The following is an 18512-nucleotide window of genomic DNA, read 5'->3' as shown; positions in this document are numbered from 1 at the left end:
CCGGGGTTGAGGTTGCAGGCTGGGCCGTATGACATCACGTGCGATTCGGCAGTACGAGTTCGGCCCGGCTGAAGTGTTGCGGTTGGAGGAGGTGCCTGCCCCGGTCCCGGACCGGGGCCAGGTGCGTGTGCGGGTGGCGGCGGCGGGTGTGCACCTTGTGGACACGTCGATCCGCAGTGGTGCGGCGGGTGGGCCGTTTGCGTTGCCGCAGTTGCCGATGACGCCTGGGCGTGAGGTGGCGGGTGTGGTGGACGCGGTGGGTGCGCAGGTGGATCAGGCGTGGCTGGGTAAGCGGGTGGTGGCGCATCTGGGGCAGGCCAGTGGTGGGTACGCGGAGTTGGCGGTGGCGAATGTGGCGTCGCTGCATGAGCTCGCGGACGGGGTGGAATTCGACAAGGCCGTGGCGATGATCGGCACGGGTCGTACCACGATGGCGGTGTTGGAGCAGGCGAATCTCACGGCGGAGGATGTGGTGCTGGTGCCTGCGGCGGCGGGCGGTATGGGCGCGTTGTTGGTGCAGGCGGCCAGGAATGCGGGGGCGTTCGTGGTGGCGTTGGCGGGTGGGGCGGCGAAGGTCGAGGCGGTGCGGGGGCTGGGTGCGGACGTGGTGCTGGACTACCGGGTGGATGGCTGGCCGGAGCGGGTGCGGCAGGCGTTGGGTGGCCGTGAGTTGACGGTGTATTTCGACAGTGTGGGTGGTGCGGCGGGGCGGGCGGCGTTCGATCTGCTGGGTGTGGGCGGGCGTGTGGTGATGTTCGGGTTTTCCTCGGGTGAGCAGTTGGAGTTGTCGGCTGGGGATTTGTGGGCGCGGAGTTTGACCGCGACGGCGGCGATCGGGCCGCGGATCCTGCGTCGGCCTGGTGGGATGCGTGACTTGGAGAGCGCGGCGTTGGCTGCGTTGGCGGCGAAGGAGCTGGTGCCGTTGACGCAGACGTTCCCGTTGGCGCAGGCCGCGGCGGCGCATCGGGCGTTGGAGACGCGCGGCACGGTGGGCAAGGTGGTTCTGCTGGCGTGATGCGATGATGTCGCGCATGTCTTCCGCCGAGTTCCAGTCGTTGTCGATCGGTGTCGAGCAGGGCCCGTCGGGTCCGGTGTTGTCGGTGCGGGGTGAGGTCGACACGGTGACGGCGCCGCAGTTGCAGGTCAGTGTGGAGCAGGCGATGCCGTCGGCCGGGCGGGTGCTGGTGGTGGATTTGAGTGGGGTGTCGTTTCTGAGCTCGGCGGGGTTGTCGGTGTTGGTGCAGGCCCATCAGCAGGCGGATGAGGCGGGGTGTGCGGTGCGGATCGTGACCAACGCGAACACCGCGCGGGTGTTCCAGCTGACTGGGTTGACCGAGACGTTGCGGTTGTACGAGTCGGTCGACGAGGCCCGGGGCTGAGCCGGATGTGGGTGTGTCGGGAGCAGCCGGGTGATGTGGCCGGTGCGCGTGCGGTGCATGTCGAGGCGTTCGGCCGGGAGTTGGAGGCGTCGCTGCTGGATGAGTTGCGGGCCAGTGACGCGTGGATCCCGCAGTTGTCGTTGGTGGTGCGGTTCGGGGTCGAGGTGGCGGGGCATGTGGTGGTGACGCGGGCGCATGTGGACGATTGGCCGGTGGTGGCGTTGGGGCCGATCGGGGTGCTCCCGCGTTTCCAGGGCCGGGGGTTGGGTGCCGCGTTGATGCATTCGGTGCTGGGTGCGGCGGACGCGTTGGGTGAGCCGTTGGTGGGGTTGCTGGGTGATCCGCGGTTCTATGAGCGGTTCGGGTTCGAGCTGGGTGCGATGACGCATGTGCTGCCGCCGGATCCGGATTGGTTGCAGCATTTCCAGGTGCGCAAGCTGGCCGCGTACGAGGACAAGATCCAGGGGACGTTCCGGTACGCGGCGCCGTTCGACAACGTCTGATGGTCAGCGCGAAAGGGTCGCATCCCTCCTCGGGTGATCCCGCGAGCGCGAGTCGGAGCTGCCCTGGTTGGCGTTGCTCTCCTAGCTCTGCTCGGTGAGCCAGCCGTCGACGAGGAAGCGTTCGATGGAGTCGCTGTGGTGTTCGGCGTCGCGTAGTGCGCGGACCTCGGTGGCGGTGAACCAGCGTGCGTCGTCGAGTTCGGTGTGGTCGACGTTGATGTCGGGGCTGGCGGCGTGGGCGCGGTAGCCGATCATCAGTCCGGCGGGGAACGGCCAGGCTTGTGAGGCTTGGTAGCGCACGTCGGCGAGCCGCACGCCGGCTTCTTCGCGGACTTCGCGGTGGACCGCGGTTTCGAGGTTCTCCCCCACTTCCACGAATCCGGCCAGCGTCGAGTAGCCGTTGGCGCCGCGGTGGCGGGCGAGCAGGCAGTGGTCCTGCCAGGTGACCAGGACGATGATGGCGGGTTCGATGCGTGGGAACAGCAGTTTGCCGCAGTTTCGGCATTGCCGGTGGTGTCCGCCGTCGCGGGGGTCGGTGGCGCCGCCGCAGGCGCCGCAGAAGCGTTGGTTGCGTTGCCAGTGCAGGATTCCGCGTGCGTAGGCCAGGGTGGCGGCTTCGGCGGGGTCGAGGGTGCTGACTAGGGCGCGCAGGTCGTGGGGTTGGCCGGTGGGGCTCGGCAGGTCGGTGGCGAACACGGCGGTGTCGCCGTCCAGGCCGAGGAATACCGCGTCGGCGTCGGGTTGGGGGTGGGCGTCGGGCAGGAGTTTGTCTTGCCAGAAGCCGATGACGCGGGTGGTGGGGTGTGCTCGCTGGGCGGCGATCCAGTCGGGGTCGGCGCGGCGGCTGGGTGCGCGGTCGAGGGTCAGTCCGTTGTACGCGAGCATGTTGCCACGCTACTCACGGTGCGGCCGTTGACGAGGACTAGCCACGTGCCGCAGACGCATTGGCGGTAGTCGACGACGCCTTCGGAGGTGCGGTGTGCCGATGTGGACAGTTCATCGATGGGCCAGCCGCAGCTGGGGCAGGTGGTGGTCACGCGCCCAGCCTGGTGTAATGGGTTAATGCATTTCAACCCTTACGGTGGGCCGGCGGCGGAGCTGGCCGCGGCCCTGGTCAACATCGACCGGGGCGCCGAGGACACGGTCGAGTTGATCGGGCAGATCGTGCCGAAGTACCACCGCAGCGCCGAGGCGATCACGCCTGAGTCGGCGGCGCAGATCCTGGCGTGGGCCGACCGCCTCTCCCCCGTGTTCGGCCAGGCGGATCTGGATCGGCTGGTGGACGCCGTGAACGGCCTGCTGGCGGACTCAGCGAGCAGGCCGTACATCTCCCGGCATGACGGGCGGGACCCGCACATCCATTACGCGCACGAGCACGACGACATCGTCACGCGGGTGAAGGCGTTCACCGCCGCGGGCCTGGCGCATGTGCTGTGTCTGGATCCGGCCCGGTTGGGCCGCTGTGACAACGACGGGTGCGAGGTGGTGTATGTGGACACGTCGCGCAACGGGCGTCGCAGGTTCTGCTCAACCCGTTGCGCGACAAGGGTGCATGTGGCCGATCACCGGTCACGGGTTGCGCGGGTCGTCTGACAGTTCCGGTGAGTCGGCCAGGTCCACGCCGGGGCCGGGTGGCAGCGGCGGCTCGAGCGGCTGGCGGCCGGCCGGGGTGGGCCGGACCTGCAGCGGGCTGGGGACTTCTTTGCGGGCGACGGCTTCCGCGGCGCGCACGGCTTCGGCGACGTGCGGGTCGGGTGCGGTGTCGAACCAGTCCTTGATCTCCTCGTCGTCCTGTTCGGGCTTGGACAGCGGGATGTCTTCCTTCGGTGGTTCGTAGCGGAACACGCCGTCGTCGCCGGGCGCGCCGAGCATCTTGGCGAAGCCTTCGAGGGCTTTGCCGTAGTCGCTGGGCACCAGCCACACCTTGTTCGCATCGCCCTGTGCCATCTGCGGCAGGGTCTGCAGGTACTGGTAGGCCAGCACTTCCGGGGTGGGCTTGCCCGCCTTGATCGCGGTGAAGACCTTCTCGATGGCTTTGGCCTGGCCTTGGGCCTGCAGGTAGCGCGCGGCTCGTTCACCCTGGGCGCGCAGGATGCGTGACTGCCGCTCGGCCTCCGCGGCGAGGATCGCGGCCTGCTTGGCGCCTTCCGCGGACAGGATCTGGGACTGTTTCTGGCCTTCGGCGGTCTTGATCGCGGCTTCCCGCTGGCCTTCCGCGGTGAGGATCATGGCGCGCTTCTCCCGGTCGGCGCGCATCTGCTTTTCCATCGAGTCCTGGATGGACGGTGGCGGGTCGATCGCCTTGAGCTCGACGCGCGCCACCCGGATGCCCCACCGGCCGGTGGCTTCGTCCAGCACGCCACGCAGCTGGTTGTTGATCTCGTCGCGGGAGGTCAGGGTCTCTTCCAGGCTCATCCCGCCGACGAGGTTACGCAGGGTCGTGGTGGCCAGCTGCTCGACACCGACGATGTAGTTGGAGATCTCGTAGACCGCCGCGCGCGAGTCGGTGACCTGGAAGTACACCACCGTGTCGATGGACACGGTCAGGTTGTCCTGGGTGATCACCGGTTGCGGCGGGAACGACACGACTTGCTCGCGCAGGTCGATGCGGGCGCGGACCCGGTCGACGAAGGGGGCGAGGAAGTTCAGTCCCGGCTCGGCGACCTTGGTGAACTTGCCGAGTCGTTCGATCACCGCGGACTGTGCCTGCGGGATGACCAGGATCGATTTGACCACAATGGTCAGCACGAAGATCACGATGACCGCGACGATCACGATCGCGACGGCGTCCAAAGCTGTACCTCCACCTTCCGCGCGCTACTTGAGGTTCGTTCTACTCGCTGCCGTGCGATCGCGCCGGGTCTTTGAGCGCGTTTCAGGGTCACGGTTCGGGCGCGACGATGGCGGTGGCGCCGGAGATTTCCACCACGACGACCGGTGTGCCGGGTTCGGGGATGGTGTCGTCGGGGTTGTGCACGCGGGCTGACCAGATCTCGCCACCGATCTTGACCTGGCCTTGGTGGCCGTCGACTTTCGTGACGGTCAGCGCGCGCACGCCGATCAGTGCTTGGGTGTTGGTCTTGTGGTCGCCGCCGGCGAGCATTTTGCGTTTCAGCATCGGGCGCAGGCCGCCGACGAGCGCGATCGTGGCGATGGCGAAGATGACAGCGCTGACCACGAGGTTGCCGCCGAGTGCGGACGCGGCGGCGCCGCCGAGCGCGCCGAGTCCGATCATCAACAGCCACAGGTCTCCGGAGAGCACTTCGGCCGAGATCAGGATGAAACCTGCGATCAACCACACCAGCCAGGCCGCCATGGTCACATCCTGGCAGAGAATGGGGTCATTTCGATGGTGTTGTCACCCGAAGTTACCCACGAAGTCGATGAGCCGCTCGACCGAGCCGATCAACGGGGTCTCCAGGTCGCGGAACCCTTTCACGTGGTTGAGCACGTGCCGCCAGCCCTCGGCGGGCTCGCCCCAGCCCAGCTGGGCGCAGATGCCTTCCTTCCACGGCACGCCGCGCGGGATCACCGGCCAGGCCTCGATGCCCACCGCGGCGGGTTTGACCGCCTGCCAGATGTCGACGTACGGGTGGCCGGTGATCAGGACGTTCGGGTCGGTGACCGCCTCGACGATCCGGGATTCCTTGCTGCCCGCGACGAGGTGGTCGACCAGGACACCGAGCCGCCGCTGCGGGCCGGGCGAGAACTCCGCGATCCGGGCGGACAGCTCGTCGATGCCGTTGAGCGGCTGCACGACGATGCCTTCCACGCGCAGGTCGTGTCCCCAGACGCGTTCGACCAGTTCGGCGTCGTGGATGCCTTCGACCCAGATCCGGCTGGCCCGGGCGGTGCGGGCCTTGAGGCCTTCGACTTTCACCGACCCGGACGCCGACATCACGGGTTTCTTCGGCGCGGCGGCGGGTTTGACCAAGGTGACGGGTTTGCCCTCGACGAGGAACCCGGCGGGGTGCATCGGGAACACGCGGTGGCGGCCGTGCCGGTCTTCCAGGACCACGGCGCCGTGCTCGATCTTGACCACCGCGCCGCAGAACCCGCTGGCCGGATCTTCGACCACCAGGCCTGGCTCGGCGGGCAGCTGCGGGACCTGGCGTTTCGGTTTGCCGGCGAGGATGTCGCCGTAGTCCTGGGAGCGCACGCTGGGCACGCTATCGGGTGAGGCGGGCCAGAGCGGTCTCAACTTGCCGGATGCGGCCGGGCAGATTCAGGCCGCGCCACAGCGCGAGTGCCTCACGGTAGGTCTCGGCGGCGCGGCGGTTCTCGCCGCGGCGCGCGTACACCTCGCCCAGGGTCACCAGCGCGCGCCCGGCACGCCACCGGTTGCCGGTGCGCCGGGCGGTGTCCAGTGTTTCGGCGGCCAGCCGTTCGGCCAAGTCGTAGCGGCCGTGTACGACGGCCACGCCGGCGAGGTCACCGCCCGCGTGGCGGGCCATCGACTCATCGCCCAGGTCCCGCACGAGTGTCTCGGCGCGCCGCAGGCACGACAGGGCGTCGTCGATCCGGCGCTGCCGCAGGCAGGTCAGGCCGATGTGTTTGAGCGCCCAGAGTTCCAGCAGCGGTGCGCTACTGGCCCGGAAGGCGTCCCTGGCCTCGTCGAACAGGGCGAGGTAGTCGGCTTGTTCACCGGCCGCGCGCATGCTGACCGCCAGGCGGGCGGCCTCGAACCCGACCGCGAACGCGTCACGCTCACGGCGCGCTTTCTCCAGCGCTGGGCTTGAGCGCGACGGTGCCGGGTGCTGGTGGACCGGTGAGGCGTCCAGTGCGTGGTAGGCCGCGATGGTCAGGGCGGCGTAACGGAGGCTGTCGCGGTGGTCTTCGCCTTCGGCCACCGCGTACATCAGCAGCCCGAGCATGGTCGCTTGTCCTTGCCGGTCCCCGGCGGCGTCGGCATCCCGCAACCCGGCCAGCAGCACCTCGCGCCAGTCCTGGTAGTGGCCGCGCAGCTCGAAGTAGGTGGACATGCGCTGCGCCAACGGCCACGTGGGCGCGGCGTGCACCAGCGTGGCGCGTTCCTCGTCGAACCAGCGCATCGGGTCCGCGGCGGCCGCGGCGAGCACGTCGGGGGCCGGGCGCCACGCCGGGGCCGGTTCGGGGTCCAGGCCGCACCAGTGCGCCAGCCGGTCGTCGGCGGCCGCGGCCAGCGCGTGCCAGCCGCTGGTGACACGGGTGTGCGCGTCGCTGTCGCAGGCCACGTCGCGCACGGCCAGGCGCACCAGGTCGTGGATGCGGTAACGCGGCCCGGTCAGTCCCCGGCCCGCCGGCTCGACCAGGTGTGCTTCGACCAGGTCGTCCAGGACACGCTCGGCCTGGCCGGGTGGCTGGTCGAGCACGGCGGCCGCCACCCAGCCGGGGAATTCGAGCTGGTCGGTGGCGCTCAGGCCGCGCAGCAGCTGTTGCTGCACGGGCCGCAGCACGGCGTAGCTGTCCAGGACCGCGGCCCGTACTCCCTGCTCACCCAGTTGCAGCCAGTCCAGCCGGCACTGCCGGTCGGTCAGGCGGCCGACGAGATCAGCGGGGGTGAAGTTCGACCGCGCGGCCAGGCGTGCTCCGGCGAGTGTGATGGCCAGCGGAAGACCTCCGCACAGCGTGACGATCTGCGCCGCGGGCCCGGGGCCGATCCGGGTGCTGCCCGCGGCGGCACGCAACAGCGCCATGCCCGCGTCGGCGGGCAGGACATCCAGCGGCAGCACCCGCAGGCTGTCCAGTCCGGCGAGCCGTCGGCGGCTGGTCACGATCAGGCCGTTGCCCGCCGCCACGGGCAGCAGGGGGCGCAGGCTGGCCTCGTCGGGTACGTCCTCGAGCACGATCAGCATCCGTGTGCTCGCCAGCAACTCGCCCGCCAGCTCGGCCATCTCGGGCAGTTCGCGTGGCGCGTCGGTGACACCCAGCCGCCACAGCAGCCGGGCCAGTGCGGCGCGCAGCGTGCGGCCGCGGCCCAGCGTCGCGTGGAACTGCCCGTCCGGGAACAGGCCGCTGGTCTCGTGCGCCAGCCGCGCGGCGAACGCGGTCTTGCCGATCCCGCCCTGGCCGGTGATCGCGACGCACGGCGTGGGTGTGGCCATCCACGCGGTCGCGGTGGCCAGCTGCTCGTCGCGGCCGATCAGCACGGGCCGTGGTGCCGGTGGCGGCCGGGGTGCCGCAGGTTCGCTGGCCAGCAGGTCGCGATGCAGCCGCTGCAGGGACCCGTCGGGATCCACACCCAGTTCGTCGGCCAGCAGTCCGCGGATCTCGCCGTACGCGGCCAGGGCTTCGGCGCGGCGGCCGCTGTCGCGCAGCGCGATGATCAGCTGCCGCCACAGCCGTTCCCGCAACGGGTATCGCCGGGTCAACACCCGCAGCTGCGTGATCACCTCGGCGTGCTGGCCGCCGGCCAGGTCGGCCGTCAGTTTGGCCTCCATCGCCAGCAGCCGTTGCTCGTCCAGTCGCGCGGCCGCTTCCTGCACCAGCGGCGTGTCCGGCACGTCGGCGAACGCCTCCCCGCGCCACAACTCGAGTGCTTCGGCGATCTGGCCTGTGTCGCCGCGGCGGATCAGCGCGGCGAAGCGCGTGGTGTCGATGTCGTCCTCGCCGACAGCCAGCACGTAGCCGGGGGCGCGAGTGACCAGCACTGTGGCGGCGCGGTCGTCGAGCAGGCCACGTAACCGGCGGACATATCCGTGGACCAGGTTGCTCGCCGACGCGGGCGGGTCGCCGTTCCACACCTCGTCGGTGATGCGGTCGACCGACACCACCTGCCTGGCGTCGATCAGCAGGATCGCCAGGACTGACCTGCATTTCGCCGAGTTCACCGGCTGCCACGCCGTGCCGTCGAAGACCTCCAGTGATCCCAGTGCCCGAAACCGCATCCGCCACCGCCTCCCCTCGGCCAGCCAGTTCGTGCAGGTCCTACTCGCCCGCGCTTGCAGTCGTCTTTCGATCCAGGTCCGTGCCAGGCCAGTTCCAGGCCACCGGGCCACGGTGGCCGCAGCCGACGAGACGGGCCGAGGGGTGGATGGGGATGGGGATGATCAGAGCGCGGCGGACAGTGCTCATCGTGCTGACGGCGGCTGGGTTGAGCGGGGCGTGTGCCGCACCGGATCGTGCCGCGGACACACCACCGCCTCTAGGCGAGGTCCGCCCGGTGTCCTCGGGAGCCGACATTGTGCTGCCGTTTCGCGACTACCAGATGTCCGCGGCACAGCTGGACATCGTGGAACGGGCGACCACGGTGATGGCGCGGACCTGCGTGCAACGGTTCGGACTGGACTGGCCGCTGCCGCGGACCGAACCCACAGAGGCGGCCGTCGTCGGGGACGCGAACAGGTACGGCATCATCGACCGGGCCGAGGTCGTGCAACGCGGATATCACCCGCCGCCCGAACCACAGCGCGCCCCGGATGACACGCCGCCGTCGCTGGATGCTGTCGCCGTGTACGCCGGCAAGGGCGCATCAGTGGTGGCAGGCCGTCCCGTTCCCGAAGGCGGCTGTGTGGGAGAAGCGCGCCGCCAGCTCGCTCAGGGCGCGCCCGCCGGTTTGTCCGGCGCGGAGTTCGCGGATCTGGACCAGCAGATCTTCCTGCGCGCACAGGCCGACGACCGGGTCAGTGCGGCGATGGCGAATTGGCGTGCTTGCATGGCCACGTCGGGCTACCACTACACGGATGTCTGGGCGGCCAACAACGACGCCCGGTGGGCCACTGCGCAGCCCGCGCCCGGGGAGATCGCCACCGCGACGACCGACCTGGACTGCCGGGACGCATCCAATCTGGTGGCTATCTGGCTGGCGGTGGAGAGCGCCTATCAACGCCAGGCCATCGCCGGGCGATCCGCCGAATTCGACGCCACCGCGACGAAATTGCGAATCATGGTCGAGAACGCGTCGCGAATCGTGGCGGCGCCGATCTCGAATTAAGCGACCCCTCTTGACGAATCAACAGGGGCGTTCTGTATCTGAAAGGAAATTGCCATGAGAATCAAGGCGGCATTTCTCGCCGCGACCGCGGTCGCCGGTCTGACCACCGTCGGACTGGCCACTACCGCGACCACCGCAGCCGCGGCACCGTGCACGTTGAACAACGCCTGCCTGTGGTCGAACCCGGGGTTCGGCGGGTACCGGTTCAACAATTTCTACAGCCAGCCGAACTGGGGTGCGGTCAACTATGACGGCACGACGGTGCGGATGTGGCGCGGCGACGGCGTGGCGACGAACGTCAGCGCCCTGGACAATTGGGATTCCGACTCGAGGATCGCCGTGTACTACAACTCCGGCTACCGCGGGCCGTGCTTCACCGTCGCGAACTTCGGCAGCGCGAGCGACTTCCGCCGAGTCCGCCTGACCGACGGCAGCAATGCCAACGAGCGCATGAACTCGCACCACTTCAACCGCACCTGCGGAACCGTTTACAACTTCTGACTCGCCGGTGTGCCGGCGGTATCCATCCGCCGGCACACCACTGCCCGAGGGGTGGACTCATGAAACTCAGCTCTGTCCTCGCAACCGCCAGCATGGTCGCGGCGTTCACCGCGACCGGCGGCACCGCGACCGCCGACACGGTCGAGTCGCCATGCCAGCAAGGCCACTTCTGTCTCTGGTCACAGCCGAATTTCACCGGCTTGACGCACACCAGCACCCGCAGCGCGCCCAGCTGGGGTGCCCTCACCTACGACAACACACAGGTCCCGCTCACCTCGGCGGCGCATCCGGTCAGCTCGTTGGACAACCGCGGCAACGGATTCCGCGTCGCGCTGTACTACAACTCCGGTTACCGCGGACCATGCTTCACCGTCGCTGCCCACGGCACGGTGAGCGACCTGCGGCACGCACGGCTCTCGGACGGGTCCAGCGCGCACCGGCGGACGACCTCGCATGTGTTCAACCGCTCGTGCGGACCGGTGTACGACTTCTAGCGGGGCCGTCCCACATCCGGGCGCGTGTAGTCGCACACCCCGGTCGGGAAGATCTGCTTGAGCCGTGCCCGTTCGGCCGACGAGGGCTGCCATGGGCCGTACACGCCGCGCGCGATCGCCCACTCGACCGGTTGCAGCGCGCACTTGTAGTGCTGCTCGTCGAACGGTCCGCCCGCCACCGTGCGGGCTGTGCTGTACAGCGGGAACCGCTGGGTGCACGGCCCGGCGGGGCCGGAATCGAGGATGCCGCGCCACGCGTCGGCGCCGCGGTGCTGCAGGGTGCCGTCGGTGGCGAAGCAACTGTCGGCGGCCTCGGCGGGTTTCGCGCCCGCCACGCCGAGCCAGGGCCGGGCGCGCAGTGTGGTCAGCCAGGTGTCCATCACCGTCAACGCCATCGGGGTCTGGTCGAACGCACGGGCCGGGCGGGCGTCGGTGAACCACACGACCTGGTTGTCCGCGCGGTGGTGGCGGTCGAGGATGCGCTGGCGGGTGGCGAAGGACTGCCGCGCGTTGTGCATGTCCAGCTCGGCGTCCAGGTAGTGGCGCCAGTCGATGACCGGGATGCCGATCCGGCCGTCGAACACCAGCCCCGCGCGGTAGGCCGCGCGCATCGCCTCGACCGACCCTTCGGTGCGCGGGGCGACACCGTCGGGGCCCGGCGCGGTCTGGTTACGGGCGCTCCACACGTCGATGTCCGCCGGGCAGGCGGTGGCGATGAACGGGCAGCCTTCCTGGACGTTGTCCTGCGGCGGTTTCCACCCGCCGGCCGCCGCGTTGAGCGACAGGAACTCGGCGGGGCTGATCTTGTTGTCCCGCAACGCTTTCAGCCCGTACTGCACGCCGACGTTGTCCCATGTGGAGCGGGCGTAGCCGGTGTGTGGGTCGCGGCCGTAGACGTTGACCGCGTCGTTCCAGTGTGTCCATTCCACCGCCGCTTGTTGCTCGGGGGTGATGCCTGGCGCGGTGCCGAACTTCGGGTTGAGCGCCAGCGGTGACAACCCGCGCCAGCCGTTGACGCATTCCGACGAACCGGGAGCTCGCAGCCACGGGGTGAGCGGCTGGTACTGGTTGGTCACGGTGTCCGAGGCGGCCAGGCCTTCCAGCAGCGACCGGTTGGACCAGGTGGCCCACTTCGACGCCGGGTCGGCCCGGACCTGGCCGTCCATCCAGCGTTCCAGCAGTTCGCAGTCGCCGACATGGATGGTCTGGGTGACCATGTCCGGGTAGGAGTACTGCGGGATCGCGCCGTCCAGCAGCCCCGGGTGGTTCTGGGCGTAGACGTACTGCTGGATGCCGCCGCCGGACCCGCCGAGCCCGACGGTGTAGAGCGGGTCGCCGTACTCGGTGACGAACCGTGATTTGACCATCAGCGCGGTCTCGCCGCCCAGCACGAGGTTGTAGTGCGTGCTGGTTTTCGTCCCGGTCGACCACGCGATCGCGTAACCCTCGCTCAGGCCGTGGATGTAGCGGGACTCGCCGCGGTTGTTCGAGCCCTGGTAGTGGCCGACGCCCACGCCGCCGCCGAAGTAGTAGATCAGTTTGCGGTTCCACGCCGAGGTGCCTGTGCCCGCGGGGTCCAGCACGGCGATGGTGTAGATGAACCTGTTGATCGTGCCGCGTTCCCAACGGATGACGAAGTCCACGCCCGTGTTGGTGCGGGTCATGTCCGGTGGGCGCGGCGCGGTCCGGTCGTAGGGTTTCCAGGCGCCGCCGGCGGTGAAGTAGTAGTGGCCGGTCTGCGTGGCCAGTGCGCAGTCGGCGTCCAGGAACGGCGGTGCCAGGTCGAATCCGGCCAGGTGCTCAGGCGTGGAGCAGAAGAAGTCCGGCTGCTTCGGCCCGGCGAACATCGGGCCGCTGACCGGGTGGTTGACCAAGGTGAGCTCGGCCCGCCGACCGGACACGCGTGCCTGCACACGGCTTTGCCCCACCGGCAGGCCGCGCAGCACGCCCTCCAACGCGTGCTCGGCCTGGTCGTCGCGGGTGAACGCGGAGCTGACGTCGGTTCCGTTGACCGTGACGGTCGCGCGCAGCGGCGCGGAACGCGGGATCACCACGCGGATACGCGCAGCGCCGCCGCTGACGTACTGCGCCGGCCCGGACAACACCTCTAATCGCAGCCCACCGTGCCTGCTTTCGGACGCCGTGTCGGCGGTCGCGGTGGTGGCGGCCAGGCCGGCCAATGCCAGTGCTGCGATGACGGTGACTCGGCGACGGCCCACGACGTCCTCCCTTGCCGCATTGCAAGAGCTGTTCACGATATCCGCCCCGATGCGCTGTCAACAGCGCCCTTTGGCTGGCACATCACCGGTATCGCGGAAACGAAGTTTTGATTCCGTGTAACTGTCGCGTGCCTACGCCCAGCAGGGACAGGCGCGCATTCGATCCCGGCGCGATACTCGAGGCCACCGGCTGGGTTGAACCTCGCCCAGCCGCGCGGAAAAGAGGAGATCCCCGACATGAGTAGCAGCGACCCGGCGGCCGGCTCCGCGGCGCGATCCGGGCACTGTCTGTGCGGCTCGATCAGCTACCGATTCGATGCGCGACCAGAGATTGTCGTTCTGTGCCACTGCGATGATTGCCAGCGCCACAGCGGCTCGGCGTTCTCGGTCAACGTTCTGGTGGCGCGGGATGCCGTGGACATCAAGGGCACACCGAAAACCGTCCAGACAATCGGATCAGAGAACGGCCACCCGCGGGACAGGCTGTTCTGCGGCGATTGCGGAACCCCGATTTTCACGATTCTCCACGAGCGGCCGGATATCGTGATCGTCAAAGCGGGAACTCTCGATGACCGGACAGGGCTGGCGCCGTCGGCTGAAGTGTGGTGCCGCCGGGCGCAGGACTGGCTGGAACACAGCCCCGCCCGAGCGCGGTTCGACGGCGACGCCGCGTAATCCACGGCGGGCATGACGCGGCCGTCGCTTAACCGTGGTGCTGGGTCAGAACGCCGGCCACGGGATGGGACGGCCGTCCGGGTTGGGTGCCGGATAGACCGGTTCACGCAGCAGCGCGTCGGTCCGCTCGCGCAGAGCGTGGATCTCGCGGCGGGTCAGGTGCGGCCGCAGCGCCTGACCGAGGGCACCGTCGAGGTGTTCACGCATCCGGGTCAGGCCCTCGATCGCCTCCTGCGGCACGGGTTCGCCGAGGAATCCCCACAGCACGGTGCGCAGTTTCGGGTCCGAGTGCAGGCAGATGCCGTGATCGACGCCGTAGACGTTGCCGTCGGTGCCGTGCAGTACGTGCCCGCCTTTGCGGTCGGCGTTGTTGAGCACGACGTCCAGTGCGGCGAGCAGTTTCACGCTGGCGTGATCGGCGTGGGTGAGCACCGCGGGGTCGCCGTAGCGGTCGTGCGCGTGCAGTACCGTGCGCCACCCGTCGGGGACCTCGTCGGGCGGCAGGACGTCGACCAGGTCGTCGCCTTCCTTGGTGTCGATCCACAACTGGACCATGCCGCGCCCGAACGGCCCGGCCCGCAGCACCGTCGGCGGGACCAGGCCGAGCCCGGTCGCCTCGGACACCAGATAGGACGCCACCTCCCGGCCGGCGAGCGTGCCGTCGGGGAAGTCCCACAGCGCGCGCTCGCCGTTGATCGGCTTGTACACGCAGTGCGCGACCACCCCGTTGTGGCTGATCGACCCGTAGAGGGTGGCGTTGGAGGCGTCGACCAGCCTGCCTTCCACGTCGATCTGGCCGTGGGTGATCAGCTCGAGCGCTGCCGCGTCACCCGGGTGCACGCTCAGCCTTCTTCGTTTCTGCGGTAGCCGTTCTGGCGCGGGCAGACGTGGCCGTCGGTGTCCAGCGGTTCACCGCACAGCGGGCACGGTTTGCGCCCGGCGCGCACCACCCGGTCGGCGCGGTCGGCGAACGCCTTGGCCGACGCCGGGGACAGGAACACGCGCACCGCGTCCGGTCCTTCCTCGGTGTCGTCCAGCACGACCGCTTCGTCCACTTCGGCCTCGCTGACCGCGAGCAGTTCGATCACCACCGCGCGGGTCTCGGCGTCCCAGCCCAGCCCCATCGTGCCGACCCGGAACTCCTCCTCCACCGGCACGGCCAGTGGTTCGGAGTCCAGCAGATCATCGGGGGTGTCGGGCGGGACTTCGGCGCCGAACCGGCGGCCGACTTCGTCAAGCAGTGACCCGATCCGTTCGGCGAGCACCGCTACCTGCTGTTTCTCCAGTGCGACGCTGATCGTGCGGGCGTCTTGGGACGCCTGCAGGAAGAACGTGCGGTCACCTGGTTGCCCGACGGTCCCGGCGATGAACCGGTCGGGCTGACGGAAGACATGTATGACACGAGCCATGGCACCTTCGACCCTAGGGCACGCGGCCGGTCACCAGCAGCCCGGCCCGTGACGGATATGTGTCGGTGCCGACCGTTGCCGCGCGCGGTGCACCGGTGCGTCTCGCGTGTCCCGGCGTGTCCGGATACCGACTGTGCCAGGTACTAGGCGTCACAGGGGAATCCGCCTCACGGTCGGTGACCGCGGCAGGTCTGGCCAGTAGGGTCGCTGCTTGTGGTGAAGATCGCTTCCTACGGGACCTGGGCCTCGCCGATCACCGCCGAGCAGGCGGCGGCCGCGGGCCCGGACTGGGTGGACCTGTACGGCGCGGACGTGTGGTGGACCGAGACCAGACCCGGCGAGGGCGGCCGGGTCGCGCTGATGCGTAAACCCGACGGCGGTGACGCGCGGGAGGTGCTGGACTCGCGGTGGAGTGTGCGTAACCGCCTGCACGAGTACGGCAGCCGCTCCTGGGTTGTGCTGCACGACCGGGTTGTGTTCACCAACTGGGCGGATCAACGCGTCTATCAGGTGTCCTGGGACGGCGGTGAACCCGAGCCGATCACCCCGGTGCCGCAGCGGGAACACGGGTGGCGTTTCGGCGACCTGGTGGCTGGGCCGGACGGTCAGGTGTGGTGCGTGCGGGAGACCGTCACCGGCGAGCGGCCCACCGACATCCGCCGTGAGCTGGTCGCGTTGGCCGGCGGCCAGGTGCGGGTGCTGGGCGCGAGCCACCATTTCATGTCCGGGCCGAAAATCAGCCCGGACGGCCGGCACGCGGCGTGGATCGGCTGGGATCACCCGGCGATGCCGTGGGACGCCGCGCACTTGTGCGTCGCGCCTGTGCTGGATGACGGGACGTTCGGCGCGCACCGGGTGGTCGCGGGCGGCCCGACCGAGGCGGTGTGCCAGGCCGAATGGGAGGACAGCGCGGCGCTGCTGGTGCTGACCGACCCGGACGGCTGGTGGAACCTGCACCGCGTCGGCATCGACGGCACCACACGCAACCTGGCGCCGTGTGAGCTGGAACTGGGCGGCCCGTTGTGGCGGATGGGCTGCCGCTGGTTCACCCCATTGGGGTCCGGCCGGTTCGCGGTGCTGCGGTCCGGCGCGCAGCTGGCGATCCTCGACGAGCGCAGCGGCACGGTGACCGATGTGGACACCGACCTCACCGCATGGCGCCCGGATCTCATCGCCGCCGACGGGGTGCTGTACGCCGCGGCGGGCAGCGCGTCACTGCCCACGGCCGTGGTGAGCCTGGACTTGTCACGCGGCGAGGTGACCACGTACACGCCGCAGGAGGCGCCGTTCGACCCGCAGCTTCTGCCCGAGCCCGCCGAGCGGATGGTCGGCGCCGTGCCGGCGTACGTGTATCCACCGTCCAACCCGGACTTCGCCGCGCCCGAGGGCGAGAAACCGCCGTATGTGGTGTTCGTGCACGGCGGGCCGACGGCGAGGTACACACCGACGCTCAACCTGGACTTCGCGTACCTGACCAGCCGCGGTATCGGCGTGGTCGCGGTGAACTACGGCGGGTCGACCGGCTACGGGCGGGCGTTTCGCGAGTCGCTGCGCGAGCAGTGGGGTGTGGTCGATGTGGACGACTGCGCCGCGGTGGCGCTCGCGCTGGCGCAGGAAGGTCTGGCGGACCCGGCGCGGCTGGCGATCATGGGCGGCAGCGCGGGCGGCTGGACCTCGGCGGCGTCGATCACCAGCACCAGCGTGTACGCGTGCGCGACGATCCTGTACCCGGTCCTGGATCTGGCGGGCTGGACGCATCAGGGCGGCGAGGTGCACGACATGGAATCGCGGTACGTCGAGGGCCTGGTCGGTGCCTGGCCTGACGAGCGGGACCGGTACGCCGAGCGTTCGCCGATCAACAACGTGCACCGGCTGGCCGGGCCGGTGCTGGTGATGCAGGGCCTGGAGGACAAGATCTGCCCGCCGGAGCAAGCCGACCGGTTCGTGGCGTTGCTGGCCGGCAAGGGCATCCCGTACGCGTACCTGACGTTCGCGGGCGAGCAGCACGGGTTTCGCAAGGCGGAGAACCAACGGACCGCGCTGGAGGCGCAATTGTCGTTCTACGGTCAGGTGTTCGGGTTCACGCCGCCGGGTGTGCCGGTGCTGGAGCTGCGGTCGTGAAGATCCATCCCGCCCGGTTGCGGCCTGGCAGCCGGGTCGCGCTGGTGGCCCCGGCCGGGCCGGTGCCGCCGAAGCTGCTGACCGCGGGGATCAAATACCTGGAGTCGTGGGGGCTGCGGGTCGAGGTCGGCAAGCACGTGCTGGACCGGCATCCGACGCTGCCGTACCTGGCGGGCGCGGATGCTGATCGGGCGGCGGATCTGCAGCGCGCGTGGTGTGACCCGGCGGTGGACGCGGTGTTCTGTGTCCGCGGCGGGTACGGCACGTTGCGGATGGTGGACTTGCTGGACTGGGACGCGATGGCCGCGGCGGGCCCGAAGCTGTTCGCCGGGTCGAGCGACGCCACCGTGCTGCACGAGGCGTTCTTGCAGCATTTGAACGTCGCGACGCTGTTCGCGCCGATGCTGGCCACGGACGCGTTCGTGCTCGACGCGGCCGCGCGGGAGCATTTCCGGCAGACATTGTTCGAGCCGGAGAAGGTGCAGGTGCTGACCGGCCCGCAGACCGCGACGATGGTGCACGGGGTCGCGCGCGGCATGGTGGTGGGCGGCAACGCGAGCCTGCTGGGCTCGGGGCCGCCGCCGCAGGACGCGATCGTGGTGATGGAGGACATCACCGAGGACACCTACCGGCTGGACCGGATCCTCACCGGGTTGCTGCGGTCGGGCTGGTTCACCGGCGTGAACGGCATCGCGCTGGGGTCGTGGACCGACTGCGGGGATCCGCCGGTGGTGGAGGCGATCCTGCAGGACCTGATCGGGTCGCTGGGCATGCCGACGGTGTGGGAGCTGGGGTTCGGGCATTGCCGGGCGCAGTTGACGGTGCCGTTGGGCGTGCAGGCGGAGCTGGACGCCGACAACGGCACCTTGACGATCCTGCAGCCGGCGCTCAGCCCAGGCGGTAGTCCAGGCTGATCTCCCCGTGCTGCATCCGGCACGTGCCGGTCAGCGTGGCCAGCTCACCTGTCGCGGTGCCCGGCACGATGAAGCCGTACTGCTCGGTGCCGTCCGGGCCGCCGCACGCGCCATGCTGCAGCACGAACGTGCCGGTTTTGCCCTCCAGGGATCCGGTGACGCGTTCCTGGGCCATGTACCCGGCGCCGTCGGAGGGGTTCTCGCCGGTTTGGCAGGCGAGCATGCGGACCTCGCCGGTGCCCTCGAGCGCGCCGGTGTAGGTCTTGCTGAGCTGGGCCTGGATCAGCGCCGGGCCTTCGGCGGGCTCGTCGTAGGCCGTCTGGTCCCAGCTGGTGACCTCGAACTTCGCGGTGAGCTTCATGCCGGTGATCCTGCCGCAGGTACC

At 69.6% G+C, this 18512-nt stretch carries 19 protein-coding genes; 10 read left to right on the top strand and 9 right to left on the bottom strand.

The window, feature by feature from the left end; translation table 11 throughout:
* The first annotated feature begins 28 nt into the window (after positions 1–28).
* Genes B9C43_RS07680 through B9C43_RS07670 form a run of 3 tightly spaced genes read left to right on the top strand, consistent with a single transcriptional unit; the run spans position 29 to position 1882 of the window.
* On the top strand, positions 29–1015 hold the full coding sequence (locus tag B9C43_RS07680; protein ID WP_084425240.1) for a zinc-binding dehydrogenase: 987 nt from the start codon (positions 29–31) through the stop codon (positions 1013–1015).
* A 16-nt stretch (positions 1016–1031) separates the two neighbouring features.
* Entirely contained in the window at positions 1032–1379 is a 348-nt protein-coding gene (locus B9C43_RS07675) for an STAS domain-containing protein (RefSeq protein ID WP_051897481.1), read from the top strand.
* Between the two features lie 5 nt (positions 1380–1384).
* The gene (locus B9C43_RS07670) at positions 1385–1882 is read left to right on the top strand and encodes a GNAT family N-acetyltransferase (RefSeq protein ID WP_033392204.1); all 498 of its coding nucleotides are present in this window, start codon (positions 1385–1387) and stop codon (positions 1880–1882) included.
* 81 nt (positions 1883–1963) lie between these two features.
* Here B9C43_RS07670 and nudC read toward each other — a convergent pair whose 3' ends face one another.
* Positions 1964–2767 (bottom strand): NAD(+) diphosphatase, encoded by an 804-nt coding sequence (gene nudC, locus B9C43_RS07665; RefSeq protein ID WP_084425238.1) that lies wholly within the window; start codon positions 2765–2767, stop codon positions 1964–1966.
* Between the two features lie 177 nt (positions 2768–2944).
* On the opposite strand from nudC, the gene B9C43_RS07660 reads away from it, so the two are divergent.
* On the top strand, positions 2945–3475 hold the full coding sequence (locus tag B9C43_RS07660) for a CGNR zinc finger domain-containing protein (RefSeq protein WP_084425237.1): 531 nt from the start codon (positions 2945–2947) through the stop codon (positions 3473–3475).
* On the opposite strand, the gene B9C43_RS07655 is transcribed toward B9C43_RS07660, so the two are convergent.
* From B9C43_RS07655 to B9C43_RS07640, 4 genes are all read right to left on the bottom strand, one after another.
* A complete protein-coding gene (locus tag B9C43_RS07655) occupies positions 3452–4654 on the bottom strand; it encodes an SPFH domain-containing protein (RefSeq protein WP_456077595.1) in 1203 nt (400 codons plus the stop codon). The genes B9C43_RS07660 and B9C43_RS07655 overlap by 24 nt on opposite strands.
* Before the next feature lie 109 nt (positions 4655–4763).
* Positions 4764–5198, bottom strand: a complete 435-nt coding sequence (locus B9C43_RS07650; protein WP_033392207.1) for an NfeD family protein — start codon at positions 5196–5198, stop codon at positions 4764–4766.
* A 42-nt stretch (positions 5199–5240) separates the two neighbouring features.
* The gene (locus tag B9C43_RS07645; RefSeq protein ID WP_033392214.1) at positions 5241–6041 is read right to left on the bottom strand and encodes a DUF3097 domain-containing protein; all 801 of its coding nucleotides are present in this window, start codon (positions 6039–6041) and stop codon (positions 5241–5243) included.
* 10 nt (positions 6042–6051) lie between these two features.
* A complete protein-coding gene (locus B9C43_RS07640) occupies positions 6052–8748 on the bottom strand; it encodes an AfsR/SARP family transcriptional regulator (protein WP_084425235.1) in 2697 nt (898 codons plus the stop codon).
* A gap of 152 nt (positions 8749–8900) precedes the next feature.
* Between B9C43_RS07640 and B9C43_RS07635 the strand changes: the two genes are divergently transcribed.
* From B9C43_RS07635 to B9C43_RS07625, 3 genes are read left to right on the top strand one after another with little or no spacing between them, the layout of a single operon-like run.
* Positions 8901–9794 (top strand): hypothetical protein, encoded by an 894-nt coding sequence (locus B9C43_RS07635; protein WP_084425234.1) that lies wholly within the window; start codon positions 8901–8903, stop codon positions 9792–9794.
* Between the two features lie 54 nt (positions 9795–9848).
* Entirely contained in the window at positions 9849–10295 is a 447-nt protein-coding gene (locus tag B9C43_RS07630; protein WP_033394018.1) for a peptidase inhibitor family I36 protein, read from the top strand.
* 59 nt (positions 10296–10354) lie between these two features.
* On the top strand, positions 10355–10789 hold the full coding sequence (locus B9C43_RS07625; RefSeq protein WP_084425233.1) for a peptidase inhibitor family I36 protein: 435 nt from the start codon (positions 10355–10357) through the stop codon (positions 10787–10789).
* Here B9C43_RS07625 and B9C43_RS07620 read toward each other — a convergent pair.
* Positions 10786–13008 (bottom strand): DUF6351 family protein, encoded by a 2223-nt coding sequence (locus B9C43_RS07620; RefSeq protein WP_143446173.1) that lies wholly within the window; start codon positions 13006–13008, stop codon positions 10786–10788. The two genes, B9C43_RS07625 and B9C43_RS07620, sit on opposite strands and share 4 nt — an antisense overlap.
* 195 nt (positions 13009–13203) lie before the next feature.
* Between B9C43_RS07620 and B9C43_RS07615 the strand changes: the two genes are divergently transcribed.
* On the top strand, positions 13204–13683 hold the full coding sequence (locus tag B9C43_RS07615) for a GFA family protein (RefSeq protein ID WP_200825447.1): 480 nt from the start codon (positions 13204–13206) through the stop codon (positions 13681–13683).
* A 45-nt stretch (positions 13684–13728) separates the two neighbouring features.
* Here B9C43_RS07615 and B9C43_RS07610 read toward each other — a convergent pair whose 3' ends face one another.
* Together B9C43_RS07610 and B9C43_RS07605 are read right to left on the bottom strand one after the other, a co-directional pair.
* A complete protein-coding gene (locus B9C43_RS07610) occupies positions 13729–14529 on the bottom strand; it encodes an SCO1664 family protein (RefSeq protein WP_033394012.1) in 801 nt (266 codons plus the stop codon).
* Positions 14526–15092: a DUF3090 domain-containing protein gene (locus B9C43_RS07605; protein ID WP_033394011.1), complete on the bottom strand. Its 567-nt coding sequence runs from the start codon at positions 15090–15092 to the stop codon at positions 14526–14528. The genes B9C43_RS07610 and B9C43_RS07605 overlap by 4 nt, the downstream gene beginning before the upstream one ends.
* A gap of 213 nt (positions 15093–15305) precedes the next feature.
* Between B9C43_RS07605 and B9C43_RS07600 the strand changes: the two genes are divergently transcribed.
* Together B9C43_RS07600 and B9C43_RS07595 are read left to right on the top strand one after the other, a co-directional pair.
* Positions 15306–17213, top strand: coding sequence for a prolyl oligopeptidase family serine peptidase (locus B9C43_RS07600; protein ID WP_084425231.1), 1908 nt, complete (start codon positions 15306–15308; stop codon positions 17211–17213).
* A complete protein-coding gene (locus tag B9C43_RS07595) occupies positions 17210–18127 on the top strand; it encodes a S66 peptidase family protein (RefSeq protein WP_084425230.1) in 918 nt (305 codons plus the stop codon). Before B9C43_RS07600 ends, B9C43_RS07595 begins: the two co-directional genes overlap by 4 nt.
* Here the strand turns inward: B9C43_RS07595 and B9C43_RS07590 are convergent.
* Positions 18102–18488, bottom strand: a complete 387-nt coding sequence (locus B9C43_RS07590; RefSeq protein ID WP_051898292.1) for a DUF3224 domain-containing protein — start codon at positions 18486–18488, stop codon at positions 18102–18104. The two genes, B9C43_RS07595 and B9C43_RS07590, sit on opposite strands and share 26 nt — an antisense overlap.
* Between the last annotated feature and the right edge of the window lie 24 nt (positions 18489–18512).

This window comes from Kibdelosporangium aridum (genome assembly GCF_900176515.1).
Taxonomy (GTDB): domain Bacteria; phylum Actinomycetota; class Actinomycetes; order Mycobacteriales; family Pseudonocardiaceae; genus Kibdelosporangium; species Kibdelosporangium aridum.
This window is presented reverse-complemented; position numbering and strand designations above follow the sequence as displayed.